The sequence below is a fragment of the Variovorax sp. M-6 genome (genome assembly GCF_052114385.1).
Lineage (GTDB): Bacteria > Pseudomonadota > Gammaproteobacteria > Burkholderiales > Burkholderiaceae_C > Variovorax.
In genome coordinates, this window is the sequence record NZ_JBFREQ010000022.1 from 100,716 (window position 1) to 127,061 (window position 26,346).

26 protein-coding genes are annotated in these 26,346 nt (G+C 68.2%); 14 read left to right on the forward strand and 12 right to left on the reverse strand.

Features of this window, described 5'->3' with window-relative positions:
* Positions 1-18 precede the first annotated feature (18 nt).
* The 9 genes from AB4Z46_RS22875 to AB4Z46_RS22915 all read left to right on the forward strand — a co-directional run bounded on the left by AB4Z46_RS22875 (position 19) and on the right by AB4Z46_RS22915 (position 10,340).
* Positions 19-879, forward strand: a complete 861-nt coding sequence (locus AB4Z46_RS22875) for a branched-chain amino acid ABC transporter permease (protein WP_442285835.1) — start codon at positions 19-21, stop codon at positions 877-879.
* Positions 876-1,838 carry a branched-chain amino acid ABC transporter permease gene (locus AB4Z46_RS22880; RefSeq protein ID WP_442285836.1) on the forward strand — a complete coding sequence of 321 codons (963 nt, stop codon included), beginning with the start codon at positions 876-878 and terminating at the stop codon, positions 1,836-1,838. The genes AB4Z46_RS22875 and AB4Z46_RS22880 overlap by 4 nt, the downstream gene beginning before the upstream one ends.
* Positions 1,835-2,596, forward strand: a complete 762-nt coding sequence (locus tag AB4Z46_RS22885; RefSeq protein WP_442285837.1) for an ABC transporter ATP-binding protein — start codon at positions 1,835-1,837, stop codon at positions 2,594-2,596. The genes AB4Z46_RS22880 and AB4Z46_RS22885 overlap by 4 nt, the downstream gene beginning before the upstream one ends.
* Positions 2,589-3,308, forward strand: coding sequence for an ABC transporter ATP-binding protein (locus tag AB4Z46_RS22890; RefSeq protein ID WP_442285838.1), 720 nt, complete (start codon positions 2,589-2,591; stop codon positions 3,306-3,308). The genes AB4Z46_RS22885 and AB4Z46_RS22890 overlap by 8 nt, the downstream gene beginning before the upstream one ends.
* A gap of 55 nt (positions 3,309-3,363) precedes the next feature.
* Positions 3,364-4,536 carry an ABC transporter substrate-binding protein gene (locus tag AB4Z46_RS22895; RefSeq protein WP_442285839.1) on the forward strand — a complete coding sequence of 391 codons (1,173 nt, stop codon included), beginning with the start codon at positions 3,364-3,366 and terminating at the stop codon, positions 4,534-4,536.
* Positions 4,536-5,900, forward strand: coding sequence for an amidase (locus AB4Z46_RS22900; protein WP_442285863.1), 1,365 nt, complete (start codon positions 4,536-4,538; stop codon positions 5,898-5,900). Before AB4Z46_RS22895 ends, AB4Z46_RS22900 begins: the two co-directional genes overlap by 1 nt.
* A complete protein-coding gene (locus tag AB4Z46_RS22905) occupies positions 5,897-6,616 on the forward strand; it encodes a type 1 glutamine amidotransferase (RefSeq protein WP_442285840.1) in 720 nt (239 codons plus the stop codon). The genes AB4Z46_RS22900 and AB4Z46_RS22905 overlap by 4 nt, the downstream gene beginning before the upstream one ends.
* Positions 6,617-6,784: 168 nt before the next feature.
* Positions 6,785-9,022 carry an NADP-dependent isocitrate dehydrogenase gene (locus AB4Z46_RS22910; protein ID WP_442285841.1) on the forward strand — a complete coding sequence of 746 codons (2,238 nt, stop codon included), beginning with the start codon at positions 6,785-6,787 and terminating at the stop codon, positions 9,020-9,022.
* A gap of 136 nt (positions 9,023-9,158) precedes the next feature.
* On the forward strand, positions 9,159-10,340 hold the full coding sequence (locus tag AB4Z46_RS22915) for a lipocalin family protein (RefSeq protein ID WP_442285842.1): 1,182 nt from the start codon (positions 9,159-9,161) through the stop codon (positions 10,338-10,340).
* A gap of 24 nt (positions 10,341-10,364) precedes the next feature.
* Here AB4Z46_RS22915 and nadA read toward each other — a convergent pair whose 3' ends face one another.
* Together nadA and nadC are read right to left on the reverse strand one after the other, a co-directional pair.
* Entirely contained in the window at positions 10,365-11,501 is a 1,137-nt protein-coding gene (gene nadA / locus AB4Z46_RS22920) for a quinolinate synthase NadA (RefSeq protein ID WP_442285843.1), read from the reverse strand.
* 2 nt (positions 11,502-11,503) lie between these two features.
* Positions 11,504-12,379, reverse strand: a complete 876-nt coding sequence (gene nadC, locus AB4Z46_RS22925) for a carboxylating nicotinate-nucleotide diphosphorylase (protein ID WP_442285844.1) — start codon at positions 12,377-12,379, stop codon at positions 11,504-11,506.
* A gap of 112 nt (positions 12,380-12,491) precedes the next feature.
* On the opposite strand from nadC, the gene nadB reads away from it, so the two are divergent.
* The 4 genes from nadB to panC are packed head-to-tail and all read left to right on the forward strand — an operon-like array spanning position 12,492 to position 16,336.
* Positions 12,492-14,111 (forward strand): L-aspartate oxidase, encoded by a 1,620-nt coding sequence (gene nadB / locus AB4Z46_RS22930; protein ID WP_442285845.1) that lies wholly within the window; start codon positions 12,492-12,494, stop codon positions 14,109-14,111.
* Between the two features lie 41 nt (positions 14,112-14,152).
* On the forward strand, positions 14,153-14,554 hold the full coding sequence (gene panD, locus AB4Z46_RS22935; RefSeq protein ID WP_442285846.1) for an aspartate 1-decarboxylase: 402 nt from the start codon (positions 14,153-14,155) through the stop codon (positions 14,552-14,554).
* Positions 14,555-14,568: 14 nt separating this feature from the next.
* Positions 14,569-15,453: a 3-methyl-2-oxobutanoate hydroxymethyltransferase gene (gene panB / locus AB4Z46_RS22940; RefSeq protein WP_442285847.1), complete on the forward strand. Its 885-nt coding sequence runs from the start codon at positions 14,569-14,571 to the stop codon at positions 15,451-15,453.
* A 10-nt stretch (positions 15,454-15,463) separates the two neighbouring features.
* Complete coding sequence (gene panC, locus AB4Z46_RS22945; protein WP_442285848.1) at positions 15,464-16,336, forward strand: pantoate--beta-alanine ligase; 873 nt, start codon at positions 15,464-15,466, stop codon at positions 16,334-16,336.
* On the opposite strand, the gene AB4Z46_RS22950 is transcribed toward panC, so the two are convergent.
* Genes AB4Z46_RS22950 through AB4Z46_RS22985 form a run of 8 tightly spaced genes read right to left on the reverse strand, consistent with a single transcriptional unit; the run spans position 16,311 to position 23,139 of the window.
* A complete protein-coding gene (locus AB4Z46_RS22950) occupies positions 16,311-17,030 on the reverse strand; it encodes an ABC transporter ATP-binding protein (RefSeq protein ID WP_442285849.1) in 720 nt (239 codons plus the stop codon). The two genes, panC and AB4Z46_RS22950, sit on opposite strands and share 26 nt — an antisense overlap.
* Positions 17,023-17,838 (reverse strand): ABC transporter ATP-binding protein, encoded by an 816-nt coding sequence (locus AB4Z46_RS22955; RefSeq protein ID WP_442285850.1) that lies wholly within the window; start codon positions 17,836-17,838, stop codon positions 17,023-17,025. The genes AB4Z46_RS22950 and AB4Z46_RS22955 overlap by 8 nt, the downstream gene beginning before the upstream one ends.
* Positions 17,835-18,722, reverse strand: a complete 888-nt coding sequence (locus tag AB4Z46_RS22960) for a branched-chain amino acid ABC transporter permease (protein WP_442285851.1) — start codon at positions 18,720-18,722, stop codon at positions 17,835-17,837. The genes AB4Z46_RS22955 and AB4Z46_RS22960 overlap by 4 nt, the downstream gene beginning before the upstream one ends.
* A 9-nt stretch (positions 18,723-18,731) precedes the next feature.
* The gene (locus AB4Z46_RS22965; protein ID WP_442285852.1) at positions 18,732-19,607 is read right to left on the reverse strand and encodes a branched-chain amino acid ABC transporter permease; all 876 of its coding nucleotides are present in this window, start codon (positions 19,605-19,607) and stop codon (positions 18,732-18,734) included.
* 25 nt (positions 19,608-19,632) lie between these two features.
* Complete coding sequence (locus AB4Z46_RS22970) at positions 19,633-20,763, reverse strand: ABC transporter substrate-binding protein (RefSeq protein ID WP_442285853.1); 1,131 nt, start codon at positions 20,761-20,763, stop codon at positions 19,633-19,635.
* Between the two features lie 53 nt (positions 20,764-20,816).
* The gene (locus AB4Z46_RS22975; protein ID WP_442285854.1) at positions 20,817-21,587 is read right to left on the reverse strand and encodes an SDR family NAD(P)-dependent oxidoreductase; all 771 of its coding nucleotides are present in this window, start codon (positions 21,585-21,587) and stop codon (positions 20,817-20,819) included.
* Positions 21,588-21,620: 33 nt separating this feature from the next.
* Positions 21,621-22,316, reverse strand: a complete 696-nt coding sequence (locus AB4Z46_RS22980; protein ID WP_442285855.1) for a dienelactone hydrolase family protein — start codon at positions 22,314-22,316, stop codon at positions 21,621-21,623.
* Between the two features lie 37 nt (positions 22,317-22,353).
* Positions 22,354-23,139 carry a GntR family transcriptional regulator gene (locus AB4Z46_RS22985; RefSeq protein WP_442285856.1) on the reverse strand — a complete coding sequence of 262 codons (786 nt, stop codon included), beginning with the start codon at positions 23,137-23,139 and terminating at the stop codon, positions 22,354-22,356.
* 309 nt (positions 23,140-23,448) lie between these two features.
* Here AB4Z46_RS22985 and AB4Z46_RS22990 point away from each other — a divergent pair, with 309 nt between their 5' ends.
* On the forward strand, positions 23,449-24,501 hold the full coding sequence (locus AB4Z46_RS22990) for an AraC family transcriptional regulator ligand-binding domain-containing protein (RefSeq protein WP_442285857.1): 1,053 nt from the start codon (positions 23,449-23,451) through the stop codon (positions 24,499-24,501).
* A gap of 8 nt (positions 24,502-24,509) precedes the next feature.
* On the opposite strand, the gene AB4Z46_RS22995 is transcribed toward AB4Z46_RS22990, so the two are convergent.
* Together AB4Z46_RS22995 and AB4Z46_RS23000 are read right to left on the reverse strand one after the other, a co-directional pair.
* Positions 24,510-24,962: a LysR family transcriptional regulator gene (locus AB4Z46_RS22995; RefSeq protein ID WP_442285858.1), complete on the reverse strand. Its 453-nt coding sequence runs from the start codon at positions 24,960-24,962 to the stop codon at positions 24,510-24,512.
* Between the two features lie 133 nt (positions 24,963-25,095).
* Positions 25,096-26,292: a porin gene (locus tag AB4Z46_RS23000; RefSeq protein ID WP_442285859.1), complete on the reverse strand. Its 1,197-nt coding sequence runs from the start codon at positions 26,290-26,292 to the stop codon at positions 25,096-25,098.
* Between the last annotated feature and the right edge of the window lie 54 nt (positions 26,293-26,346).

Below are 26,346 nucleotides of genomic sequence, written 5' to 3' on the forward strand. Positions count from 1 at the left end.
AGCAGCAACGGGATATCCATGGGAATCGTGATCTTCGACGGAGTGGCCTACGGCATGCTCCTGTTCCTCATCGGGGTGGGCCTGTCCATCACGATGGGCCTCATGAACTTCGTCAACCTCGCGCACGGCACGTTCGCGATGGTGGGCGGCTACGCCGCAAGCGTTCTGATGAACCACTTCGGCGTGGGCTTCTTCCCGTCGCTGGCCGTGGCCTTCGTCGTGGCGGCGCTGGTGGGCGCGGTGCTGGAGTTCTTCTTCTACCGGCGGCTCTATCGCGCGCATCCGCTCGACCAGGTGCTGCTGTCGATCGGCATCGTGTTCGTCTCGGTCGCCGTCTTCACCTGGTTCTTCGGCCCGACGATGCAGCCTTTCCAGCTGCCGCCGGTGCTCGACGGCCGGGTGTCGCTGGGGGGGCTCGAGGTGGGCCGCTATCGGCTGTTCCTGATCCTGTGCGGCGTGCTCGTGCTCGCGGGCCTGCTGCTGGTGCTCGGCAAGACGCGCTACGGCGCGATGGTGCGGGCCGCGGTGGACAACCAGCGCGTCGCCGGCGGCACCGGCATCCACGTGCAGCGCCTGTTCTTCCTGACCTTCTCGCTGGGCTGCGGCCTGGCGGGCCTGGGCGGCGCCCTGAGCCTCGGCATGCTGGGGCTGGAGCCCTCGTTCCCGCTCAAGTACCTCGTGTACTTCCTGATCGTGGTGTGCGTCGGCGGCGCCGGCACCATCACCGGCCCCTTCGTGGCCGCGCTGCTGGTCGGCATCGTCGATGTCGCGGGCAAGTACTACCTGCCGGAAGCCGGCGCGTTTCTCATCTATGTCGTCATGATCATCATGTTGCTGCTGCGGCCCAACGGCATCATTCCGCGCAAGGGGCTCGCATGAGACCGATCACCGTATCGCCAGGCCGCCTGCGCGCGGCCGAGGTGGCCTTCTGGCTCGCGCTGGGCGCCAGCTTCTTCCTGCTGCCGGACAAGCTCACGCTGATGAGCCAGATCATGATCTTCGGGCTGTTCGCGGTCTCGCTGGACATGGCGCTCGGCTACGCGGGCATCCTCACGGTGGGCCATGCGGCCTTCTTCGGCGCCGGGGCCTATGCGGCCGGCCTGCTGGCCAAGCATGGCTGGAGCGAGCCCTTCAGCGGCCTGCTGTTCGCGCTCATGGTGTGCGCCGCGCTGGGCTATGTGCTGAGCTACCTGGTGGTGCGCGGCGCCGACCTCACGCGGCTCATGATCACCATCGGCGTCTGCATGCTGCTGGCCGAGCTGGCCAACCGGCTGTCGTCGATCACCGGCGGCACCGACGGCCTGCAGGGCGTGGTGATTTCCCCGGTGCTCGGGCTGTTCGATTTCGACCTGTTCGGCAAGACCGCCTTCGTCTACGCCTACGGCGTGGTGCTGGTGGTGTTCCTCGGCGTGCGGCTGGTGCTGCGCTCGCCCTTCGGGCTCACGCTGCGCGGCATCCACGACAGCCGCAAGCGCATGCTCGCGATCGGCTCGCCGGTGGAGGCGCGGCTGCGCATGGCCTATGCACTGTCGGCCGGCGTGGCCGGCATCGCCGGTGCGCTGCTGGCCCAGACCACGCAGTTCGTCGGCATCGAGTCGATCGGCTTCAACCGCTCGGCCGAAGTGCTGATCATCCTCGTGCTCGGCGGCACCGGCCGGCTGTACGGCGGCCTCATCGGCGCGATCGTCTACATGCTGGTGCACGACTGGTTCGCCGACCTCAACCCGCAATACTGGATGTTCTGGCTCGGCATCTTCCTGATCGCCGCCGTCATGCTGGGCCGCGGCGGAATCATGGGCGCGCTGTCGCGCCTGGTGAAGACCGGGAGGCCGTCATGAGCGCCGCAGCACTGCGCACCCGCGGCCTCGGGATCTCCTTCGGCGCCTTCCGCGCGGTCGACGACGTCAACCTGACGCTCGAACCCGGCGCGCGGCAGGCCCTGATCGGCCCGAACGGCGCCGGCAAGACCACGCTGATCAATCTGCTGACGGGCGTCTTCAGGCCGACCCAGGGAACGATCCACATGGGCGAGCGCGAGCTGACCTCGCTGTCCGCCGACAAGCGCGCCCGGCTCGGGCTGGCGCGCACCTTCCAGATCAACACGCTGTTCCCGAGCCTCACGCCGCTGCTGTCGGTGGTGCTCGCGATCAGCGAGCGCGAAGGCCTGGGCGCGGTCTGGTGGCGTCCGCTCAAGCGCAACAAGGCCGCGTTCGACGAGGCCCATGCGCTGCTCGGGCGCCTCAAGCTCGACGCGCTGGCCGACGTGCCGGTGGCCGAGCTGGCCTACGGCAAGCAGCGGCTGCTGGAGATCGCGCTCGCCATGGCCGCCAGGCCCCGCATCCTGCTGCTCGACGAGCCCGCCGCCGGCGTGCCCGAGGACGAGAGCGGCGAACTCTTCGAAGTCATCGCCGAGCTGCCGCAGGACATCAGCGTGCTGTTCATCGAACACGACATGAACCTCGTCTTCCGCTTTTCGCGCCGCATCTCGGTGCTGGTCGCCGGCCAGATCCTCACCGAGGGAACCCCCGCCGAAATCGGCACCGACCCGCGCGTGCGCGAGGTCTATCTGGGCCACGCAGGAGCCAACCATGTCTGAGATGCTCAACTTCGACCAGGTGGTGGCCGGCTACGGCAACGCCGTGGTGCTCGACCGTCTGGGCTTTTCGCTGGCGCAGGGCCAGAGCCTCGCCATCCTGGGACGCAACGGCGTGGGCAAGACCACGCTGCTCGAAACGCTCATGGGCAACACCCGCGTGATGCGCGGTGCGCTGCGCTGGTGCGGCGAGGACATCACGCGCTGGCCGGCCCATCGCCGCGTGCGCGCCGGCCTGGGCTGGGTGCCGCAGGAGCGCGAGGTGTTCCCCTCGCTCACCGTCGAGGAGAACCTGACCGTGATCGCGCGGCCGGGCAAGTGGAACCTGCAGCGGGTCTACGAGTTCTTTCCGCGGCTGCGCGAGCGGCGCGGCAACTACGGCAACCAGCTGTCGGGCGGCGAGCAGCAGATGCTGGCCATCGGCCGCGCGCTGATGACCAACCCGAAACTGCTGCTGCTCGACGAGCCGATGGAAGGCCTGGCGCCGATCATCGTCGAGGAGCTGGCCCGCTCGATCCGCCATCTTTGCGAGAGCGAGGGCCTGGCGTCGATCGTGGTCGAGCAGCACCCGGTGCTGGCCCTCGAGATGACCCACCAGGCGATCGTGCTGGAGCGCGGCACCGTGGTGCATGCCGGTCCGAGCGCGGCGCTGGCCGCCGATGCGGCCCTGCTCGAAGGCCTGCTCGGCGTGGGCATCGCCGAAGTGCCGGCCTGAGACGGGCCCGCCGCCGTCTTCGTTCCTTTCCCTCTTTTCCTGTCAGGACCACACCATGTCAGTTTCCGTCTCCCGGCTGTCCCGCCGCGGCCTCCTCGCGGCCTGCGCCTTCACGCTGGCCGCGCCGGCCGCCTTCGCGCAGGACACCGTCCGCGTCGGCCTCATCGCCGAGATGTCGGGCCCCTTCGCCGAGTTCGGCAAGCAGATGGAGGCCGGCATCCGGATCTACCAGAAGCAGTTCGGCGACAGCGTCGCGGGCAAGCGGGTCGAGGTCATCGTGAAGGACGTGGCCGGCCCGAATCCGGAACTCGCCAAACGGCTGGCCCAGGAGCTCGTGGTGCGCGACAAGGTGCAGCTGCTGGCGGGCTTCGGCTTCACGCCCAACGCGCTGTCGGTGGCGCCCATCGCGACGCAGGCCAAGGTGCCGATGATCGTCATGAACGCGGGGGCCGCCGACCTGACGGCCAAGTCGCCCTACATGGTGCGCACCTCCTTCAGCTACCCCGACGTGGTGCCGCCGATCGCGCAATGGGCGATCAAGAACGGTTCGAAGAAGGCCTACGTGATCGTCGCCGACTATGCGCCGGGGCATGACGCCGAAGCCGCCTTCCTGGCCGCCTACAAGAAGGCCGGCGGCGAGATCGTCGGCAGCGTGCGCACGCCGATGATGACGCTCGACTTCTCGCCCTACATGCAGCGCGTGAAGGACGCGAAGCCGGACGTCCTGTTCGCCTTCGTCAACGGCGGCGACGTGGCGCCGGCCTTCATCAAGGAGTTCCGCGAGAAGGGCCTGCCCGAGGCCGGGGTCAAGCTGATCGGCACCGGCGACATCGTCGACGAAGCCATCATCGAGGTGATCGGCGACCGCGCGCTCGACATCACGACCGTCTACCCCTACTCGATGCACCACAAGTCGGAGCTCAACGCACGCTACGTGCGCGACTTCAAGGCGCAGCGCGATGCCAAGGCGCGCCCGACCATCATGAGCGTGGCGGCCTACGACGGCATGGCCGCGATCTATGCCGCGCTGAAGAAGACCAACGGCAACGCCGACGGCCCGGCGCTGATCCAGGCCTTCCAGGGCCTGCAGTTCGAAAGCCCGCGCGGCCCGATCGGCATCGACGCGAAGACCCGCGACATCGTGCAGGACGAGTACATCCGCCGCGTCGGCAAGGTCGACGGCACGATCGCCAACGTCGAGTTCGAGACCTTCAAGGCCGCGCGTTGATGGCCCGCGATGCGCTGACCCTGGACATCGCCGAACTGGCGAAGGCCTACGCCAGCGGCGAGCACACGCCCGAAGGCGTGCTGGACGCGCTGTTCGCAGCCATCGAGGCCGACACCCGGCAGATCAACGCCTTCTGCCTGCTGGACCGCGAAAGCGCCCGGGCTGCCGCGCGGGCGTCCGGCCTGCGCTGGCGCGCCGGACGCGCCATCGGAGCGCTGGACGGCGTCCCGGTGTCGATCAAGGACCTGATGAACGTGGCCGGCTGGCCCACCCGCCGCGGCTCGCTGGCCTCGGCCGGAGAACCGCCGGCGGCAGCGGATTCGCCGGCCGTGGCGCTGCTGCGCGCCGCGGGCTGCGTGCTCTTCGGCAAGACCACCACGACCGAATTCGGCTGGAACATCGGCTCCCGGAATCCGCATGCCGGCCTCACGCGCAATCCCGTCGACCCGCTGCGTTCGGCGGGCGGCTCGAGCAGCGGCGCCGCCGCGCAGGCCGCCGCGGGCTGGGGCCCGCTCGCGCTCGGCAGCGATGCGGGTGGCTCGGTGCGCATCCCGGCGTCGTACTGCGGGCTGGTGGGCTTCAAGCCGAGCTTCGGCGCCATTCCGCTCGCGCCGCAGAGCGCCTTCGCCGAATTCGCCCACATGGGCCCCTTGACGCGCAGCGTCGAGGATTGCGAACTCGCCATGCGGGTGCTGTCGCAGGCCGATGCGCGCGACCCGAGTTCGCTGTTCGCGCGCAGCGGCGCCGGGGCCGGCGGGCCGCTCTCCATCGGCTGGACCCTGCAACTGGGCGCCGACATGCAGGTCGAGCCCACCATCGCCGAAGCCTTCCACGCGCTGGTCGAGCGGCTCGGACAGGCGGGCCACACCCTCGTCCCTCTGCCCGCCGAGGGCACGGACATGGCGCCCGACATGTGGACCGTGTGGGCGTCGCGCGTGCACGAATCCTTCCTCGCCTGGACGCCCGAGCAGCGCGCGCTGCTGGACCCGCCCCTTCAACAGCTCTACCAGGAAGGCGCGGCGCTGGACGTCGGGCGGCTGTCCCGCAGCCGGATCCGCCTGCGGGACTTCACCACGCGCCTGGCACAGCAGTTCAGCCGCATCGATCTGCTGCTGACGCCGGCCACGCCGACCGTGGCGCCGCCGATCGCGGACACCGCGGGCGCGCTCGTCAACTGGTTCGCGGGCAACGGCTTCTCGTACCCGTTCAACCTGACGCAGCAGCCGGCGCTGAGCCTGCCGCTGGGGCGAGACGCCGACCGGTTGCCCTTCGGGCTGCAGATCGTCGGCCGCAAGTACGACGACGCGCGAGTGCTCGCCTTCGGCAAGGAAGTCGAATCGCTCCTGCGCGGCCCCGCCGCATGAAGCCGATCGCGGTCTTCCAGCACACCGAGGTCGGGGCGCCGGGCGCGGTGGTGCCGATCCTCGAGGCGCTGGGCCGAGAGGTGGTGCTGGTGCGCATCGTCGACGGCGACGCCGTGCCGGCCGAGGCGTCCGCCTTCGGCGGCCTGGTGTTCATGGGCGGCTACATGAGCGTGCACGACCCGCTGCCGTGGATCGCCGAGGAGCTCGCGCTGATCCGCGATGCCGATGCGCGCGGCATTCCCGTCGCGGGCCATTGCCTGGGCAGCCAGCTGGCCGCGCTGGCGCTGGGCGGCGAGGTCCGCCCGCACGACCGGCCCGAGATCGGCTGGTGCGAGATCACCGCCGAGGCGTCCGGCACGGCCCGCGACTGGTGGGGCGAGCACGCGGGGCAGGTGCTGCAGACCTTCCAGTGGCACGGCGACACCTTCGAACCGCCGGCGGCCGCGCTGCCGCTGGCGCGCGGCGCCCACTGCAGCAACCAGGCCTTCGTCGTGCGCGGGCTGCACCTGCTGGTGCAATCCCATCTCGAGATGACCCCGGCGCTGGTCGAACTGTCGATGGCGCGCAACGGGCACCAGCTGGCACGGCAGAACGCGCTGGGCAACCCGGCCACCAGCGATTTCGACGACGTCCTGCGGGATCTGCCCCGGCGCACCCGGCAAATGCATGYGCTCCTGCATCGCCTCTACGCGCGCTGGACGGCCGGCTGCGGGTGAGGGCCGAGGGCTGCCCCAAGACGGTGCGCCCGTGCCCGATGACCCCCGGCCTGCACGCCCCAAGCGTCGAGTCGTAGACTCTCCGGGTTTTCGGATCCGTCCGCGCGCGACCGCGCCGATCCATCGTGAGCGACTCACACATCCTGTTCAATGCACAAGAGGTCCCAAATGACTGCCGGAAAATCAAAGATCATCTACACCCTCACCGACGAAGCGCCGCTGCTGGCAACGGCCTCCCTGCTGCCCGTCATCCAGGCCTTTGCCGCCCCCGCGGGCATCGACGTCGTCACCAGCGACGTCTCCGTCGCGGCCCGCATCCTGGCGGAATTCCCCGACCGCCTGACCGACGCGCAGCGCGTTCCGGACAACCTGGGCGAACTCGGGCGCCTGACCCAGTTCCCCRACACCAACATCATCAAGCTGCCCAACATCAGCGCCTCGGTGCCCCAGCTGCAGGCGGCCATCCGTGAGCTGCAGGCCCGCGGCTACAAGCTCCCCGACTTTCCGGAAGACCCGAAGACCGACGAAGACAAGGAAACGCTCGCGCGCTATTCCAAGGCACTCGGCAGCGCGGTCAACCCCGTGCTGCGCGAAGGCAATTCGGACCGCCGCGCACCGGCCGCCGTCAAGCGCAATGCGCGCAAGAACCCGCACTCGATGAGCAAGTGGAGCCCGGCTTCGCGCACCCACGTCTCGCACATGCACGGCGGCGACTTCTACGCCGGCGAGAAGAGCATGACGCTCACCAAGGCCCGCGACGTCCAGATGGACCTGGTCACCAAGAGCGGCCAGACGATCGTGCTGAAGAAGAAGGTGGCGCTGCTCGAGGGCGAGATCATCGACAGCATGTTCATGAGCAAGAAGGCGCTGCTCAAGTTCTATGAGGACGAGATGGAGGACGCGCGCGAGACCGGCGTGATGTTCTCGCTGCACGTCAAGGCGACGATGATGAAGGTCTCGCACCCGATCGTCTTCGGCCATGCCGTCAAGGTCTTCTACAAGGACGCCTTCGCCAAGCACGGCAAGCTGTTCGAGGAGCTGGGCGTCAACGTCAACAACGGCCTCAGCAGCGTCTACGACAAGATCGAGAGCCTGCCCTCGTCGCAGCGCGACCAGATCATCAAGGACCTGCACGCCTGCCACGAGCACCGCCCCGAACTCGCGATGGTCGACTCGGCCAAGGGCATCAGCAACCTGCATGCGCCGAACGACGTGATCGTCGACGCCTCGATGCCCGCCATGATCCGCCTGGGCGGCAAGATGTGGGGCGCCGACGGCCGTCCGAAGGACACCAAGGCCGTGATGCCCGAGAGCACCTTCGCCCGCATCTACCAGGAGATGATCAACTTCTGCAAGACCAACGGCGCCTTCAACCCGGTGACCATGGGCACCGTGCCCAACGTCGGCCTGATGGCGCAGAAGGCCGAGGAATACGGCTCGCACGACAAGACCTTCGAGGTCCCCGAGGACGGCATAGCCCGCATCGTCGACATCGCGAGCGGCGAAGTGCTGCTCGAGCAGAACGTCGAGACCGGCGACATCTGGCGCATGTGCCAGGTCAAGGACGCCGCCATCCGCGACTGGGTCAAGCTGGCCGTGAACCGCGCGCGCCTGTCGGGCATGCCGGCCGTGTTCTGGCTCGACGAGTACCGTCCGCACGAGGCCGAGCTGATCAAGAAGGTCCACACCTACCTGAAGGACCACGACACCAAGGGCCTGGACATCCAGATCATGTCGCAGGTGCGCGCCATGCGCTACACGCTGGAGCGCGTGATCCGCGGCAAGGACACCATCTCGGTCACCGGCAACATCCTGCGCGACTACCTGACCGACCTGTTCCCGATCATGGAACTCGGCACCAGCGCCAAGATGCTGTCGATCGTGCCGCTGATGGCCGGCGGCGCGATGTTCGAGACCGGCGCCGGCGGCTCGGCCCCCAAGCACGTCAAGCAGCTGGTGGAAGAAAACCACCTGCGCTGGGACTCGCTGGGCGAATTCCTGGCACTGGCCGTGTCGCTGGAAGACCTGGGCCAGAAGACCGACAACAAGAAGGCCAAGATCCTGGCCGAGACGCTCGACACCGCCACCGGCATGCTGCTCGACAACAACAAGGGCCCGTCGACCCGCACCGGCGAGCTCGACAACCGCGGCAGCCACTTCTACCTGGCGCTGTACTGGGCCCAGGCGCTGGCCGCCCAGACGGACGACAAGGAACTGCAGGCGCACTTCGCGCCGCTGGCCAAGTCGCTGGCCGCCAACGAGCAGAAGATCGTGGACGAGCTGAAGGCCGTGCAAGGAAAGCCGGCCGACATCGGCGGCTACTTCCTGCCGGATGCGAAGAAGACCGCGGCCGTGATGCGGCCGAGCGCGACCTTCAACGCGGCGCTGGCAGCGGCCGCAGCCTGAAGGGCCCCCACGCTCCCCCACTTCGTGTGGGGCGACCCGGCGCCGGCCTGAGCGGGCGCCTCTCCGGGGATGCCCGGACGCGGTCCAGGGTTGCGCGGTGTAGGCTTCGTCCCATCGCTCACCCTGGAATCCACAGATGACAGCCGACGACTACGCCAGCCAGGACTACAGCCACAGCGGGTCGCGCTCCTCCCGAAAGCGGCGGGCACGGCGCAGGGGCTTGAAGATTTTCGCGGCTGCCTTGGTCGTCGTCATCGCGGTCGTCGGCTGGGGCCTGTTCTACCTGTCGGCGTCCGAGCCGGAGCCGGCCACAGCGGCCTCGGCCGGGTCGGTCGACACGGGCAGGAAGCCGGTCGAGCGGACCGCCGCCCTGGCGCCCCTGAACCTGCCGGCCGACGATGCCCCTCATGGGTCCGGCATGGAGTGGTGGTACTACAACGGGATCCTGGACGCGAAGACGGGCAACCGCTATGCGTTCCACGTCGCCGTGTTCGTCGCCAACGGCCTGATCAAGCACACGGTCATGCACGTGGCGCTGACCGACCTTCAGACCGGCAAGCGCTATTCCAGCCAGACCCGCACCGGCGGGATTCCCGCGAAGGGCGTCGCCAAAGGCTTCGACTTCAGGCAGGACGGATGGCAGGTTGCCGCCTCGGGGCCGTTGCATGTGCTGCGCGCGTCCTTCGACGGCGCCTCCCTCGCGCTCGACCTGAACGATGCCCACCCGGTCGTCGCGCATCGCGCGGCGGGGTCGGACACGCCGGGCCTGCTCGACTTCGGCAAGAGCGGCATCAGCTACTACTACTCGCGCCCGCGCATCGCGGCGCAGGGCGAAATCGCCATCGGCGGCAAGACCGTCCCGGTGAGCGGCGACGTGTGGTTCGATCACCAGTGGGGCGACTTCGATGTCCTGAGCCTGGGCTGGAACTGGTTCGCACTGCACCTGGCGGACGGCTCCGACGTGATGCTCTATGAGCTGTTCGACATGGAGGGGCGCAAGGTCATGACGGCCGGCACGGTCTCGAACGCCAGCGGGTCCGTGGCCCTCAAGCCGGGCGACGTCGAACTGACGCCCGGCAACACCTGGACCAGCCCGAAGACCAAGATCACCTACGTCGTCGAATGGGGCGTCAAGCTCCCGTCGGGTGTCTTGAACATCAAGCCTTTCATCGCCGACAGCGAATTCGATTCGAGCGGGACGACCGCGAACATCTACTGGGAGGGGCCCGTGAAGGTCACGGGCAGCACCAGTGGCGAGGGATTCGTCGAGTTGAGCGGATACGACCGCCTGGATGCGGCGCGCGTGAGCCGCAAGTGACCGGCGGCAGGGCCTGAACCTGCTTCAGGCCGCGCCGATGCCCGCCACCAGGTGGTCGACCGGCTGCCCGCCCTTGAGCGCCGCCGTGAAGGCCAGCATGCGATCGATCGGCACCCGCGCGCGGCGCCCGAGCGCCGGCTCGACGTGCACCTCGCCCGCCCCGGTCTCGAGCACGTGCGCCAGGCCGGCCAGGCCGTTCATCGCCATCCAGGGACAGTGGGCGCAGCTCTTGCACGTCGCCGAGTTGCCGGCGGTGGGCGCCTCGATGAAGGTCTTGGCCGGATTCAGCGCGCGCAGCTTGTGCAGCATGCCGCTGTCGGTGGCGACGATGAACTCGGTCGCGTCCATGCGCTGCGCCGCGCTCAGGATGGCCGAGGTCGAGCCGACCGCATCGGCCAGTGCGATGACATCGGCCGGCGACTCCGGATGCACCAGCACCCGGGCCGCCGGGTGCTCCTTCTTCAGCAGTTCGAGCTCGAGCGCCTTGAACTCGTCGTGCACGATGCAGGCGCCGCCCCAGCTCAGCATGTCGGCGCCGGTCTCGCGCCGGATGTAGTCGCCCAGGTGCCGGTCGGGCGCCCAGAGGATCTTCTTGCCTTGCGCCGTCAGTGCCCGCACCACGTCCAGCGCACAGCTCGACGTGACCAGCCAGTCGGCCCTCGCCTTCACGGCGGCGCTGGTGTTGGCATAGACCACGACCGTGCGGTCGGGATGCTGCGCGCAGAAGCGATCGAAGTCGTCCGCGGGACATCCGAGGTCGAGCGAACAGGTGGCGTCCAGGTCGGGCATCAGCACCCGCTTCTCGGGCGACAGGATCTTGGCGGTCTCGCCCATGAAGCGCACACCCGAGACCACCAGCGTGCGCGCCGCATGGTCGCGGCCGAAGCGCGCCATCTCGAGCGAATCGCTGACGAGGCCGCCGGTTTCCTCGGCCAGGTCCTGCAGGTCGGGATGGACGTAGAAGTGCGACACCATCACCGCATTGCGCTCGCGCAGCAGGCGGCGGATGTGCGCCTTCAGCTGCTCGCGCTCGGCCGGGCCCGGTTCGGGTGCCACGCGGGCCCACGCATGGCGCGTTTCGCAGACAGCGCCACCGGCAGCAGCGGCGAGCGGCTGCTCGTAGTCGACGTCGATCAGCGAAAGTTCCATGGCCTGCGTCATGTTCAGGCCTCCTGGAATCGCATCGAGAAATCCACCGCCTTGACGTCCTTGGTCAGGCCACCGATGGAGATGCGGTCGACGCCGGTCTCGGCCAGCGCGCGCAGGCCGTCGAGCGTCACGCCGCCCGAGCTCTCCAGCAAAGCACGGGCATCGCCGGCCGCGTCATTGCGCCGCACGGCTTCGCGCAGCGTGGGCAGGTCCATGTTGTCCAGCAGCACCATGCGGGCGCCGTTCGCCAGCGCCTCGTCGAGCTGCGCCAGGGTCTCGACCTCGATCTGGACGAACTTCGCACGGCCCGCGACCTCGGCCGCGGCGCGCAAGGCCGCGCTGAGGCCACCAGCCGCGACGATGTGGTTCTCCTTGATCAGCACCGCATCGTAGAGTCCGATCCGGTGATTGACGCCGCCGCCGATGCGCACCGCGTACTTCTGCGCCAGGCGCAGGCCGGGCAGGGTCTTGCGGGTGTCGACGATCTGCGCCCGCGTGCCGCGCACGGCATCGACATGGACCGCCGTCTTGGTCGCCACGGCGCTCAGCAGCTGCAGGAAATTGAGGGCGGTGCGTTCGGCCGTGAGCAGCGCCCTGGCGGCGCCCGAAATCTCGAGCACGGTCTGGTCGGCCGCGCAGCGCGACCCTTCCTCGACATGCCACACGATCCGCGCATCGGGGTCCAGGTGGCGGACCACCGCCTCGACCCATGGCGCCCCGCACAGCACGGCGGATTCGCGGGCGAGAACCCGCGCCGAGGCGCGGCGCTCGGAGGCAATCAGCGAGGCGGTGAGATCACCACCGCCCACATCTTCATCGAGGGCCCGCAGTGCATCGGCGCGCACCACGGCGGCCCATTCGGCGGAGGAAAAATCGAGGGTACTGTCCATCTTCATCATCGGTCGCGAGGCCACGCACATGCAGCGAATGGCCGCGATCGTAGCAGCGATGCCGATGCAGGCCGCCTCGCAAATGCACGCAGGCGTAGCGCAAGAGTCGGTTATGGTTCGCCCCGTTTGTGATCCGAACCAAGAGCGACGACCTGTGATTTTTCATGAATTCGACGTGCTCATCGTCGGCAGCGGCCTGGCGGGATTGAGCACCGCGCTGCACCTGGCACCCACGCACCGGGTGGCCGTCATCACCAAGCGCGCGCTCAACGATGGCGCCAGCCAGTGGGCCCAGGGCGGCATCGCGGCCGTGCTGGCCGAAGGCGACAGCGTGCAGTCGCACGTCGACGACACGCTGGTCGCCGGCGCGGGCCTTTGCGACCTGGCCGCCACGCGCTTTGTCGTGGAGCATGCGCCCGAGGCCATCGCCTGGCTGCGCGCGCTCGGCGTGGCCTTCTCGCTCGAAGACGGTGCGCTGCACCTGACGCGCGAAGGCGGCCACAGCCAGCGCCGCATCGTGCACGCGGCCGACGCCACCGGCGCGGCGGTGCAGCGCACGCTGATCGAACAGGTGCGGTGCACGCCCCAGATCACGCTGTTCGAGCAGCACACGCTGGTCGACCTGATCACCGGCCGCAAGCTCGGGCAGCCCGATACCGGTTGCCTCGGTCTCCATGCGCTGGACGAGGCCACCGACGAGGTCGTCACCTTTCGCGCGCCGCACACCGTGCTGGCCACGGGCGGCGCCGGCAAGGTCTATCTCTACACGAGCAACCCCGACACCGCCACCGGCGACGGCATCGCCGCGGCCTGGCGCGCGGGCTGCCGCGTGGCGAACATGGAGTTCATCCAGTTCCATCCGACCTGCCTGTACCACCCGGACGCCAAGTCCTTCCTGATCAGCGAGGCGGTGCGCGGCGAAGGCGGACGGCTCTTGCTGCCCGACGGCACGCGCTTCATGCCCGCACACGACGCGCGGGCCGAACTCGCGCCGCGCGACATCGTGGCGCGCGCCATCGACTTCGAGATGAAGAAGCACGGCCTCGACTGCGTGCACCTCGACATCTCGCACCAGAGCCCGGCCTTCCTGCAGGAGCACTTTCCGAACATCCTGGCGCGCTGCGCCGAGCTGGGCATCGACATCACGCGCGAGCCGATCCCGGTCGTGCCGGCCGCGCACTACACCTGCGGCGGCGTGCTCACCGACCTCGCGGGACGCACCGACGTGCCCGGCCTCCACGCCATCGGCGAGACCGCCTGCACCGGGCTGCACGGCGCCAACCGGCTGGCCAGCAATTCGCTGGTCGAGTGCATGGTGTTCGCGCGCGCCGCCGCGCAGGCCATCGCCGAAGCGCCGCAACGCCCGCGCGCCGAGCTGCCTGCCTGGGACGACAGCCGCGTCACCGACGCCGACGAAACCGTGGTCATCTCGCACAACTGGGACGAGCTGCGGCGCTTCATGTGGGACTACGTGGGCATCGTGCGCACCAACAAGCGGCTCGAGCGGGCGGCACACCGCATCGCGCTGCTGCAGGGCGAGGTCCAGGAGTTCTATGGCCACTTCCACGTCACGCGCGACCTGCTCGAACTGCGCAACCTGGTGCAGGTGGCCGAGCTGATCGTCCGCTCGGCGCAGGCGCGGCGCGAAAGCCGCGGGCTGCACTTCAGCCGCGACTATCCGGCGCTCGCCGCGCCGGCGGCGCCGACCATCCTCGTGCCGCCCGCGGGCTGACACCTACATCTTTTCTCGCACAAAGAAAGACTTTTCGCACCATGTTCCGCACCCTGCTCAAGTCCAAGATCCACCGTGTCGCCGTCACCGATTGCGAGCTGCACTACGAAGGCTCCTGTGCCATCGACGAAGACCTGCTCGACGCCGCCGGCATGGCCGAGAACGAGCAGGTCCACATCTGGAACATCAACAACGGAGAACGCTTCGTGACCTATGCGATCCGCGGCGAGCGCGGCACCGGCATCATCTCGGTCAACGGCTCGGCCGCGCGGCGGGCCGCCGTGGGCGACCTGATCATCATCGCGGCCTTCGGCCTGGTGCCCGAGGAGCAGGTGGCGGCCCATCGGCCGAAGCTGGTCTTCGTCGACGACGCCAACCGCATCAAGGAAGAACGCGCCCACATCCCGGTGCAGGCGGCTTCGGGCGAAGCCGTCGCGGCCTGACACCGGAGGCCGCCATGTCGTCCCTCCCCGCCGCCGATCCGGCCACCCCCTACGGCACCCTGCCCCCGGCCTCGCCGCCGTCGACCCGCAAGCCGCTGAGCCTGCCGCGCCTGGCGGACATGCACGCGCGCGGCGAGAAGATCGTCATGCTGACCGCCTACGACGCCACCTTCGCCGCCGTGGCCGATGCCGCGGGGGTCGAATGCCTCCTGGTCGGCGATTCGCTGGGCATGGTCTGCCAGGGGCTTGCGAGCACCGTGGGCGTGTCGCTCGACACCATGCGCTACCACACCGAAAGCGTGGCGCGCGGATTGCGCCGCACCCAGGGCACGGCCTGGCTCATCGCCGACCTGCCCTTCGGCAGCTACCACGCGTCGCGCGAGCAGGCACTGCACAGCGCCACGCAGTTGATGCAGGCCGGCGCGCACATGGTCAAGCTCGAAGGCGGCGGCTGGACCACCGAGACCGTGCGCTTCCTCGTCGAGCGCGGCATCCCGGTCTGCGCCCACCTCGGCCTGACGCCGCAAACCGTGCATGCCCTGGGCGGCTACCGCGTGCAGGGCAAGGGCAGCGAGGCCGCGGCGCTGCTCAAGCAGCAGGCCCACGCGCTCCAGGATGCGGGCGCCGCCATGCTGGTGCTCGAGATGGTGCCCGCCGCGCTGGCGACCGAACTCACTGCCGAACTGCACCATTGCGCCACCATCGGCATCGGTGCCGGCCGCGGCACCGCGGGCCAGGTGCTGGTGCTGCACGACATGCTGGGCGTCGGCCTCGGCAAGACGCCGAAGTTCGTGCGCAACTTCATGGCCGATGCGCCGGGCATCGCCCAGGCCATGCAGGCCTACGTGCGCGCCGTCAAGGACGGCAGCTTCCCCGACGACTCACTCCACGCCTGGTAGACACCCGACCATGTACATCGCCCGCACCATTCCCGAACTGCGCGACCACCTGGGCCGCTACCGGCGCCCCGCCTTCGTCCCCACGATGGGCAACCTGCACGACGGCCACCTGGCGCTGGTGCGGCAGGCCAAGCCGCTGGGCGACGTCGCCGTGGCCAGCATCTTCGTCAACCGGCTGCAGTTCCTGCCGCACGAAGATTTCGACACCTACCCGCGCACCTGGGACAGCGACTGCGAGAAGCTGCGTGCGGCCGGCTGCGACGTGCTCTTCGCGCCCGACGAGCGCGCGCTCTACCCCGAACCCCAGACCTGCAAGGTGCACCCCGACGGCGCGCTGGCCGACATCCTCGAAGGCCATTTCCGCCCCGGCTTCTTCGTCGGCGTCTGCACGGTCGTGATGAAGCTCTTTGCCTGCGTGCAGCCCGGCGTGGCCGTGTTCGGCAAGAAGGACTACCAGCAGCTGATGGTCATCCGCCACATGGTGCGCCAGTTCGCGCTGCCGATCGAGGTCGTCGGCGGCGAGACCCGCCGCGCGGACGACGGGCTGGCGCTGTCTTCGCGCAACGGCTACCTGGGCGACAGCGCGCGCGTGGAGGCGGTGGCGCTTTCGCGGGCGCTGCAGTCGATGGCCGCGGCCGTGCGTGCCGGCGAGCGCGACTTCGGCGCCATCGAGGCGCGCGCCATGCAGGCGCTCAGCGCGCGAGGCTGGCAGCCCGACTACATGGTGCTGCGCCGGCGCTCGGACCTGCAGGCGCCGACGGCCGGCGAGCCGCTGGTGGCGCTGGTGGCGCTGGCGGCCGCGCGGCTGGGGAGCACGCGCCTGATCGACAACCTCGAGATCGACGGCGTCGAACGCCTCACAGCCCCAGGAACAGCCGCCTGATCTCCGGGTGCGCCAGCACGTCTGGCGCGCGGTCGAAGAGCTTGCTGCGCCCGAGCTCCATCACCACCCCGTAGTCGCAGCACTCGAGCGCCTGGCGCGCGTTCTGCTCGACCATCAGCACCGACAGGCCCGAGGCCGTGAGCTCCCGGATCGTGTCGAACACCATGCCCATCGCCTGCGGCGACAGGCCCAGCGAAGGCTCGTCGAGCAGCAGCAGGCGCGGCTTGGCCAGCAGCACCATCGCCATCTCCATGACCTGCTGCTCGCCGCCGCTCAGGTTGCCGGCCATCGTGTGCCAGCGCTCCCTGAGCCGCGGGAAGCGCGCGGTCACCTGCTGCAGCTCGACCTCGAGGTCGGCGGCCGCCAGCTTGCGCGTGAAGGCGCCGAGCTTCAGGTTCTCCGCCACCGACAGCAGGGGAAAGTTGCAGCGCCCCTGCGGCACCAGGCCGATGCCGCCCTTGAGCCGCGCGAGCGAATCGAGCGCCGTCACGTCGCGGCCCTCGAACTGCATGCTGCCGCTGCGGCAGCGCACGATGCCTGCGATCGCCTTGAGCAAGGTCGACTTGCCCGCGCCGTTGGCGCCGATGATGGTGGTCCAGGAGGCGGCCGGCACGGTCATGTCCACGCCGTGCAGGATGGTCAGGTCGCCGTAGCCGCCCGTGACCTTGTCGATCCGGATCACTGCCTCAGTCAATTCGAACTCCCTGTTCGCCCGTCACCGGGTCGCGCCGGCCGAGGTAGGCCTCGATCACGCGCTCGTCGCGCGCCACCTCGTCGGGGCTGCCGTGCACCAGCACGCGGCCCTGCTCCAGCACATAGATGCTTTGCGAGATCTCGAACACCAGCTTGAGGTTGTGCTCGACGATGAGCAGCGCGATGCCGCGGCGATTGACGCGCAGCAACTCCTCCTTCAGGCCCTCGACCAGCGTCGGGTTGACACCGGCCATCGGCTCGTCCAGCAGCAGCAGCTTGGGCTCGTTCATGAGCGCCATGCCGAGCTCCAGCAGCTTCTTCTGCCCGTAGGACAGTCCACCGGCCAGCGCGCCGGCCAGCCGCGTGAGCTGGATCTCCTCCAGCATCGCGTCGGCCCGCTCCATCATGCGGCGCTCGTGTGCGCGCACGGCCGGCGTGCGCAGCAGCTCGCTCAGGTACGAGAAGCCCGGCGCGGCCTGCGCGGCGGTCAGCAGGTTCTGCCGCAGCGTGAGTTCGGGAAACACGCGCAGCTGCTGGAAGGTGCGGCGCAGCCCGAGGCGGGCGATGCGCTGCGGCGGCAGGCCCTGCAGGTCCTGGCCGTCGAGCGTCACCTCGCCGGCGTCCTTGGCCTGGAAGCCGCAGATGCAGTCGAACAGCGTCGACTTGCCGGAGCCGTTCGGCCCGATCAGGCCGGTGATGCTGCCGGCCGGCAACGAGATCGACACCCCGTCGAGCGCGACCACGCCCCGGTAGGCCTTGCGAATGCCATGCGCCGCAAGAACCGGGTGGGAGCTTGCTTCGGGCTTCATTTGCCGGCTCCAGCGCCGGTGGCGGCGGGCCGGCCGAACCAGCGCGCCATGCCCTGCGGCATGAAGAGCACGATCAGCAGCAGCAAGACGCCGTAGAGCAGCGATTTGAGCTCCGGCGCCATGCGCAGCACCTCCGGCAGCGCCGTGAAGATCACCGCGCCGGCCACCGGCCCCCACAGCGTGCCCGACCCGCCCAGGATGACCATGACCAGCAGCGATTCGGAGATCGAGAAGCCGAAGATGCCCGGGTCGATGAAGCTCAGGTAGTGCGCGTAGCAGGCGCCTGCCAGGCCCGCGAAGGCACCGGAGCAGGCGAAGGCGAAGAGCCGCATCGTGAGGACGTCGATGCCGGCGGCCACCGCCAGCGGCTCGTTGTCGCGCACCGCGACCATCGCGCGGCCGAGCCGCGAGGAAACGATCGACCAGGTGGCCGCGATCGCCAGCGCCGACAGCACGACCATGAACGCGAGCCACGCCTCCTTGCTGGCCAGCGCTACGCCGAACAGGCGCGCGGTGGGAATGTCGGCAATGCCGAGCGAGCCGCGCGTGAGATCGATCCAGTTGCTGGCGACCAGTTGCAGCAGCAGCGTGGCCGACAGCGTGACGATCACGAAGGAGTGGCGCGACAGGCGCAGCGACGGAACGCCCAGCGCCAACCCGCTCAGCGCGCCGATGGCCGTGGCGCAGGTGAAAGTCAGGGTGGAATCCCAGCCCAGCCTCATGGTGAGCAGGGCCGAGGCATAGGCGCCCATGCCGAAGAGCGCCGGCGTCGCCAGCGACAGCAGCCCGGAATAGCCCAGCATGATGTTGAGCGACTGGACCAGCAGCACGAAGATGCCGGTCATGATGCCGATATGCAGCAGATAGGGGGAGATCGCGTTCATGTGAGGCCTTCAGACACGGACCGATTTGCCGAAGATTCCTTGCGGACGCAGGAGCAGCATCGCGATCATCAGGACGAAGCCGATGCCGTCGCGGTAGGCCGCGCCCAGCACGCCGCCGGCAAAGCTCTCGGCGATGCCCAGCAGCAGGCCCGCCAGCACGGCGCCCGAGATGTTGCCCATGCCGCCGATGATCACGACCGCGAAGCTCTTGAACACCACGTCGGAGCCCATGTTCGGATAGAGGTCGAACATCGGCGCCATGGCACCCGCCGCCAGCGCGCAGAGCGCGGCGCTTGCCGCCGCCGTGATGCGCGTGATGCGCCGGATGTCGATGCCGACCATCAGGCAGGCGTCCTTGCTCTGCGCCATGGCGCGCATCGCGCGGCCGGTCTCGGTGCGGCGCAGGAAGGTCGTCAGCCCGGCCAGGGCCAGCACGGCGACCACCGCGATGAACATGCGCTGGCCGAACAGCAGCACGCCGCCCAGGTCCACCGTCACGTCTTCGAGCGGCGAGCCGATGTGCAGCGGCGTCGCGCCGAACACCAGGCGCACCCCGTTCTGCAGGATGATCGACACCGCGAAGGTCGCGAGGATCACCGACTCGAAAGGCCGGTTGAGCGTCGGCAGGAACACCGCCTCGGCCATCAGCAGCCCGAAGGCCGCCATCACCGCCACCATGACCGGGTAGGCGAGCCAGTACGGCAGGCCCGCGCCCTGGCCGAGGAACCACAGCGCGAAGGCACCCAGCATGTAGACCTCGCCGTGCGCGAAGTTCACCTGTTCGAGAATGCCGAAGACCAGTGCCAGGCCCACGGCGGCCAGGCCGTAGCCCAGCCCGACGCTGACGCCATTGGCGAGCAGCTGCGACAGCAATGAAGTATCCACGCCGGGAACCCTCGTCCGCGGTGGCTCAGCGGCTCGTGACCAGGTCCTTGACGCCGAGCTTGCCCTGCTCGACCGTCATGAACATCAGGTTGTTGTGCGACTGGTTGTGGTCGTCGAACGTGATCGGGCCGAGGATGCCCTTGTAGTTGGTCTTGACCAGCGCCTCGCGCACGGCGGCCGGGTCGGTGGAACCCGCACGGCGCATCGCGTCGGCGGCGACCAGGATGCTCTCGTAGATACCGTAGGCCACGTAGTGCGGGCCTTGCTTGTTCTTCTCGGCGAAGGGCTTGGCGAAGGCATCGTTCGCGGGCGAGCTGAACTGGTCGTAGTACGGATACACCGTCCACGAGCCGTTGAACTTGCCGGTGGCGAGCAGGTCCTTCACGAGCGGCGCGACCAGCGGCGGACGCGCCACCAGCGGCATCGCGAGGCCGAACTGGGTGTACTGCTTCATGAAGTTGAAGCCTTGCTGGTCGAGCACGAAGACCGCCAGCGCTTCGGGCTTGGTCGAGCGGAACTTGGTCAGCATCGGCAGGAAGTCGGTCTCGGTGTTCTTCACGTAGTCCTCCGACACCACCTTGGTGTCGGCGCCGAGGCGTTCCTTGACCAGCTTGACCGCGCTGCGGCCGTAGTCGGTGTCCTCGGCCAGGAAGGCGATCGTCCTGGTCTTGGCAAGCTGTTCACCGATCACGCCGGCCAGCATGCGGTCGTCGGGTACCGTGCGGAACACCCACTTGTTGCCGCCCACGCCGGCCTTCTCGGTGATCTCGGGCAAGGTGGAGATCGAGACGATCATCGGCTTGCCCGCCTTCTCGGCCAGCGGCATCACGGCCATGGTCGCGCCCGAACACAGGTCGCCCAGCAGGACGTCGACCTTGTCCTGGGAGATCAGCTTCTCGGCGGCGGACACCGCATCGGCCGGCCGGCACTGGCTGTCCTGCATGACGAAGGAGATCTTGCGGCCCAGCACGCCACCGCGCTTGTTGATGTCTTCCACCGCCTGCTCGGCGCCCCACTTCATCTGCTGGCCGAGGAAGGAAGCCGGTCCGCTGATCGGGCCGGGAAATCCGATTCTGATGTCCTCGGCGAAGGACGACGCGCCGGCGCCGACCAGCAGGGTGGCGGCAAACGCACGAAGCAAGGCAAACTTTCGCATGGCAGTGGCTTTCAGGAGGAAGGGAAATGGGGAAGTGAGAGAAGCGGAAAGAGTCAGTTGGCGAGATAGCCGCCGTCGACCGGCAAGGTGACGCCGGTGATGTAGCTCGCGAGGCCGGAGGCCAGGAACTGCACGGCGTTCACGACGTCGGCGACATCGCCGACCCGCGCCAGCGGCACGCGTTCCAGGAATTTCGAAGTGGCGGCCGCGTCGGCGCGCGTCACCGCCGTCATCGCCGTGGCGATGCTGCCGGGCGCCACGGCGTTCACGCGGATGCCCCGGGGCGCGAGCTCCAGCGCGAGCGCCTGCGTCAGCTGCTTGAGACCGCCTTTCGATGCGGTGTAGGCGGCGGAGTTTTCGACCGCCACGCAGGCGTGGATCGACGCCACGTTGACGATGCATCCCGCCGCGGCCTGCAGCAGCGGCAGGAAGGCACGGCTCGCATAGAAGGCGCCCGACAGGTTGACGTCGAGCGTGCGGCGCCACTGAGCTGGCGCGTCCGGTCCGGCGAAGCTGCCGCGCAGCAGCACACCCGCGTTGTTGACCAGCACGTCGCAGCGACCGAAGGCGCGTCCCGCCTCGGCGGCCACGTCGAGCATCGCCTGCTCGTCGGCCACGCTGCCGCAGAACGCGAGCGCCTCGCCGGACTGCGCGCGGATGTCGGCCGCCGTCGCCTGCAGGCCGGCCTCGTCGACGTCGACCAGTACCATGCGCGCGCCGCGCGCCGCAAAGGCCAGCGCCGTGGCGCGCCCGATGCCCGCGGCGGCACCGGTGACCACCGCGACGGCGCCTTCAAACACGGGGTTCTGCGGGGTGATCGGCATCGTCGCTCCGTGACTGCGCAGCAGGAGGCCGGTTCAAGCCGTGTGGCGCGCCATGAAGGCGAGCGAACGTTGCTCTGCCAGGGCCGCGGCGTCGGCCACGAAACTGTCGCCATCCTTGCGTGCGAAGGCGTGGTCGCAGTCCTCGTAGACCTGCGCCTCGAACTGCGGCAGCGCCGCCACGCGCTCGAGGATCTGCGCGCGCACCGGCGGCGGCACGAAATGATCGAGGCCCGCGATGTGCAGCAGCGACGGCGGCGTGGCGGCCGAGGCGGCCGGCAGGACTTCTTCCAGGCCCACGCCGTAATAGCTCACCGCGCAGCGGAACGGATGGGCCATCGCGGCCTGCACCGACAGCCGGCCACCCAGGCAATAGCCGAGCACCACCACGCGGTCATGGCCCAGCGTCGACTTCAGCCAGTCCAGCGTCGAACCGATGTCGGCCAGCGCAAGCTTCGGGTCCATGCCCTGCATCAGGGCCAAGGCCTGCTCGAAATGGCCGGGCGTTTGCGGCTCGAGCACCACGTTGGGCTGCTGGCGCCAGAACAGGTCGGGGCACACCACGTGGAAGCCGTGCCCGGCCCACTGGCGCGTGGCCTCCTTCATGGCGTGATTGATGCCGAAGATCTCCTGCACCAGCACGATGGCGGGTGCGCCACGGTCGGCCGCTTCCGCGTACAGGGCGTCGAACTGAAGGCCATCGTGGGACTTGATCTGGAGGGTGGTGCTCATGGCTTTTCTTTCTTGAAGGAGTCGGAAAACAAGGGGTTCAGGTGCTGCTCTGCGCCGTGAACTCCATCGAATAGAGGGCCGGGTTGTGGATCGAGCGGACGAACTCGACCAGCTGGCCGTCCTCGCTGTACAGCCAGGCCTGGACCTCGAGCACGGGCGTGCCTTCGGGCAGGTCCAGCACTGCGGCCGCATAGGCCGGCAACGCCAGCGCGGTGACCTTCTGGCGCAGGCGCGAGACGCGCAGGCCGTAGACCTGCTCGATGACCTCGTAGACCGAGTTCATCTCCGAATGCAGCAGGGGCCGGATGCCCGACAGCGGACCGCTCACGAACACGCGCGTCCAGGTCGACACCTCGGGGTGCTTGGGCAGGTGGCGGGCGCCCGTGAGCTGCAGCCAGTAACCGGTGGCGCTGGTCTCGCCCGCGAGGCCGGGCTCGTCCGGGTCGGCCACATCGCTGACGTCGTCGATGCGCATGACGGTGTCGCCGGCGAAGCCCAGCGTGTCGCCCAGCCCGTTCATGCGCTGCACATAACCCGTGACCGGCGCCTTGCGCAGGACGCGGGTGCCGATCTTGCGTGCACGCTCGACCATGCCCCAGTCGGACAGCAGCTGCAGGGCCTCGCGCACCGAACCGCGGCTCACCTGGAGCTTCTCGGCCAGCTCGACCTCGGTGGGCAGCACCGCGCCGACAGCGTAGGCGCCCTGCTGGATGGCCTGCGCAAGGTCGTCCGCCAGCCGGCGGTACAACGGCGACTTGGCGGCGGCCACCCCGTCCTCGACGGTGGAGGCGGTCGGTTTTTTTGGAGTGGACTTGTTTTTCAAGTTCGGACTTAATAATTAGGTCCGAATCATAAAACCGTCACATTCAGGGACGCAAGCGTTTTTCCGCCCGTGTCGCCACGATCCACTCGTCGGGCAACGTTCCGGTCACGGACACCGGAAGGAGCGCCGGATCGGGAATGCGCCCGGGGTTGTGGCGCGTGGCCTTTCCCACGGTCCTCCCGAGCCGCGGCAAGAGACCTTTCCAGCGATTCCCAGGAAACGTCCCGGACGTTTTGGAGAACGACGTTCGGGAGTTGGCGAGTAGATTGGGCACAGCCAAAAATGACTCCACAGCGATAGGCGCGAGTCATGGCAAAACCCAACCATCGAGCCATGAGTATCAAGGGCGAAGTCGCCATTCCGTTCGCGCATCCCGTCTACATCCGAAGCGTCCTGGACTGCCTGAACAGTCGCGGCATCCCACCATCGACCGTACTTGCAAGCGCGGGCCTGGCCTGGCAGGAGCTTTGCGACGGTCAGCACCTGGTCGACTTCTCCGTCTTCCGTCGGTTCGTCGCGCATGCCATCCAGTGCAGCGGCGAGCCCGCGCTGGGCTTGATGGCGGGGTCGATGCTCCAGCCGTATCACAGTCCGGTAGGCATCGCTGCGGTGACCAGCGAGAGCCTGGGGCAAGGCCTCCAGTGGGTGAGCCGGCACGCCAGGCTGATCTTCGGCGGCGTGGACTTCCAGGTCGACAACGGCCCCCGGTGGAGCACCCTCAAGGTCAAGCCGATGCGCCCATTGTGTGAAACCCACGTGTTCGTCATGCAATCCATTGTTGGCGCGCATTGCCGTCTGCTCGAGGCGATCCTGGGCCGCCCGGTCGACGAACTCACGGTAGGGCTGCCCTATGCCCGGCCGACCGGCAACGATGTGCCGTGTCTGCGCTACGTCCGACGGGTGGAGTTCGACCAGGAGTGCCTGACATTTCAACTGCCGGTGGAGTTGCTGGGTTCGCCTTCCGTCGCCGCCGATGCAACGGCATTCCTCGAAGCGGCACAGGCTTGCCGGAAGATGGAGTCGGAACTCGGACATGGGGACTTCGTCCGGCGCGTGCGGCAAGCACTGCTCGCACGATTGACGAACAACCCGGATGTGAGCGAACTGGCCTCAGGCCTGGGCGTCTCCGCGCGAACGCTGGTTCGGAGGCTCGCGCAGGTGGGCGTCACCTACTCCGACATCAAGGACGACTTGCGCAAGACGCATGCCGCCTGGTACCTCCAGCATACGGAGCTGTCGATGGAAGCCATTGCATCGCAGCTGGGATACCCCGATCCAACCAACTTCAGCCGCAAGTTCAAATACTGGTACCGCGTCGCTCCGAGCAAGATGCGGCAGGCCCTGCGAAGCGGCCTCCATTGAGGCGCTTGCTATGCCGCAGTGCCCATTCGGCCTGCACTTGGTCGGCTCGCGCCGCGTCCGACGACAGCTTGGCCTTGAAGACTGTGGAGAGCCCGCAAGCTTGCCGGCCTGGTCAGACTCGCGGGGCCGGATCTGGCTGAGCGCTGGCTCTTGGCGTCAGCATCCATGCTGCCGACGTAGCCGATCGTTTCATTGATTCGCGAGAGCATCTCGACGCAGCGCTCTTTCAAGGCAATGCCGCGCGGAGTGAGTCGAACCTTGCGCGTCGTGCGCTCGAGCAAGGGGGCTTCCAATATCGTCTCGAGCCGCGCAATGCTTCTGCTCACGCTCGACTTGTGAATCTGCAATGCATCGGCAGCCAAGGAGAAACTGGCAAACGAAGCGACATACGCAAAGATGCGCAGATCGTTCAGGTCGAACATTCGCTCTGCAATGTGTCTGGACAGGATGTTGTTCTGCATTTGACTCTCCCTTGCCGATCCTTTTTCCGCTCAAGGCGTGAAACTTGTCGCTGATGAAGTGAAGAAGGCCGCCCGGCATGGCCGGGCAGCCTTCGAGACCTACCTGGTGAATCCGGCTTGCGCCGTTTTCAGATCAGAAGGAGTGACGGATACCAAAGTCGTAGCCGGTCGAGCTCTTCGGGGTCAGCGAATGGCCGTTGATGTCGCCGGCGTAATCCGGGCCACCGACCGTCAGGTTGGCACCATTCTTGTTCCGCAGGTAGGCGACGCTGGTGTACAGAGCGGTGCGCTTCGACAGGTTGTGCACGTAGCCGAGAGCGAACTTGTAGGCCTCGGGGTCCTTGAGGCCCGGAGCCACCACGTTGCGGTACTCCACGGCCGAGTAGGACGCGCGGATCAGGCCAGGGCCGACTGGCACGGTCGCACCAAGCAACCAGCCATTGGCACCCGGATCCGACAACCCGGAGGCATCGGCGGGGTTCTTCCAATCGGTCTTCACCTTGTTGTTCGAGTATTCGCCGAACACCTTCGCGACGCCGAAGTCGTACGAAGCACCCAGATTCCACGTATTTTGCGTGGTCGTGGCACCTGCGAAATAGTCATCGCCGATGGTGCTTTCGCCGTAGGCGAGTGCGACATCCAGTGGTCCGTTGGCGTAGCCGACGCGCCCACCGATGTAGCGACCCGCGCGCTGGCTGTCCGGCGCGTCAGGAGTCAGCGCGGCCGGATCGTACTTGTCCTTCTCGTTGAACGCGTACATGACCTGGCCGTAGAAGCCACCCAGGTTCGGCGGCAGGAAGTAGCCGACCGAGTTGCTGGCGCGGCTGTAGTTCTTGTTTGCGACAAAGCCGTTCTGGAAGCTGCCGGGGGTGTTCTTTCCGCTGGCGGTCGAGATCAGGTTGGTACCCACGCCGTTGGTGCCGAACGGATCGAACACGGTGTCGTTCCAGAACGTCGGGGTGTAGTCGCGACCGAGGCGGACTTCACCGAAGTTGCCGGACAGGCTGACCGTCGAACGACGATTGAATTGCAGACCACCGCCGGTAGCCGTGCCGATACCTTCGTCGTTGTTGATGCCGGCTTCGAGCCAGAAGCTGGCAGCCAGGCCGCCACCGAGGTCTTCCGTACCACGGAAGCCAAGACGGCTGGAGTTGTAGCCCGAGCTCGTCAGGGCCGTGCGGCTGGTCGTGGCGCTGCCGAACCGGTTCTCCGACTTGTTCGAGTAGCCGCTGACGGCAGCGTCAACCACACCGAACAGGGTGACGGACGACTGAGCCGAGGCAACACCGGCAACAGCCAGAGCAGCCAGGGCAACTAGAGATTTTTTCATTGCAAGTTTCTCCAAGGTTAAACATAGGGCTCCGGTGCGAAGGGCTCACCGTGA

Bases quoted from the DNA above. Each gene is read 5' to 3' on its own strand.
- AB4Z46_RS22960 (WP_442285851.1), bottom strand. From the start codon at position 18,722: ATGAACGCGATCTCCCCCTATCTGCTGCATATCGGCATCATGACCGGC.
- AB4Z46_RS22980 (WP_442285855.1), bottom strand. From the start codon at position 22,316: ATGAGCACCACCCTCCAGATCAAGTCCCACGATGGCCTTCAGTTCGAC.
- panD (WP_442285846.1), top strand. From the start codon at position 14,153: ATGTTCCGCACCCTGCTCAAGTCCAAGATCCACCGTGTCGCCGTCACC.
- panC (WP_442285848.1), top strand. From the start codon at position 15,464: ATGTACATCGCCCGCACCATTCCCGAACTGCGCGACCACCTGGGCCGC.
- AB4Z46_RS22970 (WP_442285853.1), bottom strand. From the start codon at position 20,763: ATGCGAAAGTTTGCCTTGCTTCGTGCGTTTGCCGCCACCCTGCTGGTC.
- nadA (WP_442285843.1), bottom strand. From the start codon at position 11,501: ATGACGCAGGCCATGGAACTTTCGCTGATCGACGTCGACTACGAGCAG.
- AB4Z46_RS22990 (WP_442285857.1), top strand. From the start codon at position 23,449: ATGGCAAAACCCAACCATCGAGCCATGAGTATCAAGGGCGAAGTCGCC.
- AB4Z46_RS22880 (WP_442285836.1), top strand. From the start codon at position 876: ATGAGACCGATCACCGTATCGCCAGGCCGCCTGCGCGCGGCCGAGGTG.
- AB4Z46_RS22895 (WP_442285839.1), top strand. From the start codon at position 3,364: ATGTCAGTTTCCGTCTCCCGGCTGTCCCGCCGCGGCCTCCTCGCGGCC.
- AB4Z46_RS22875 (WP_442285835.1), top strand. From the start codon at position 19: ATGGGAATCGTGATCTTCGACGGAGTGGCCTACGGCATGCTCCTGTTC.
- panB (WP_442285847.1), top strand. From the start codon at position 14,569: ATGTCGTCCCTCCCCGCCGCCGATCCGGCCACCCCCTACGGCACCCTG.
- AB4Z46_RS22975 (WP_442285854.1), bottom strand. From the start codon at position 21,587: ATGCCGATCACCCCGCAGAACCCCGTGTTTGAAGGCGCCGTCGCGGTG.
- AB4Z46_RS22900 (WP_442285863.1), top strand. From the start codon at position 4,536: ATGGCCCGCGATGCGCTGACCCTGGACATCGCCGAACTGGCGAAGGCC.
- nadB (WP_442285845.1), top strand. From the start codon at position 12,492: ATGGTTCGCCCCGTTTGTGATCCGAACCAAGAGCGACGACCTGTGATT.
- AB4Z46_RS22915 (WP_442285842.1), top strand. From the start codon at position 9,159: ATGACAGCCGACGACTACGCCAGCCAGGACTACAGCCACAGCGGGTCG.
- AB4Z46_RS22885 (WP_442285837.1), top strand. From the start codon at position 1,835: ATGAGCGCCGCAGCACTGCGCACCCGCGGCCTCGGGATCTCCTTCGGC.
- AB4Z46_RS22890 (WP_442285838.1), top strand. From the start codon at position 2,589: ATGTCTGAGATGCTCAACTTCGACCAGGTGGTGGCCGGCTACGGCAAC.
- AB4Z46_RS23000 (WP_442285859.1), bottom strand. From the start codon at position 26,292: ATGAAAAAATCTCTAGTTGCCCTGGCTGCTCTGGCTGTTGCCGGTGTT.
- AB4Z46_RS22995 (WP_442285858.1), bottom strand. From the start codon at position 24,962: ATGCAGAACAACATCCTGTCCAGACACATTGCAGAGCGAATGTTCGAC.
- AB4Z46_RS22955 (WP_442285850.1), bottom strand. From the start codon at position 17,838: ATGAAGCCCGAAGCAAGCTCCCACCCGGTTCTTGCGGCGCATGGCATT.
- nadC (WP_442285844.1), bottom strand. From the start codon at position 12,379: ATGGACAGTACCCTCGATTTTTCCTCCGCCGAATGGGCCGCCGTGGTG.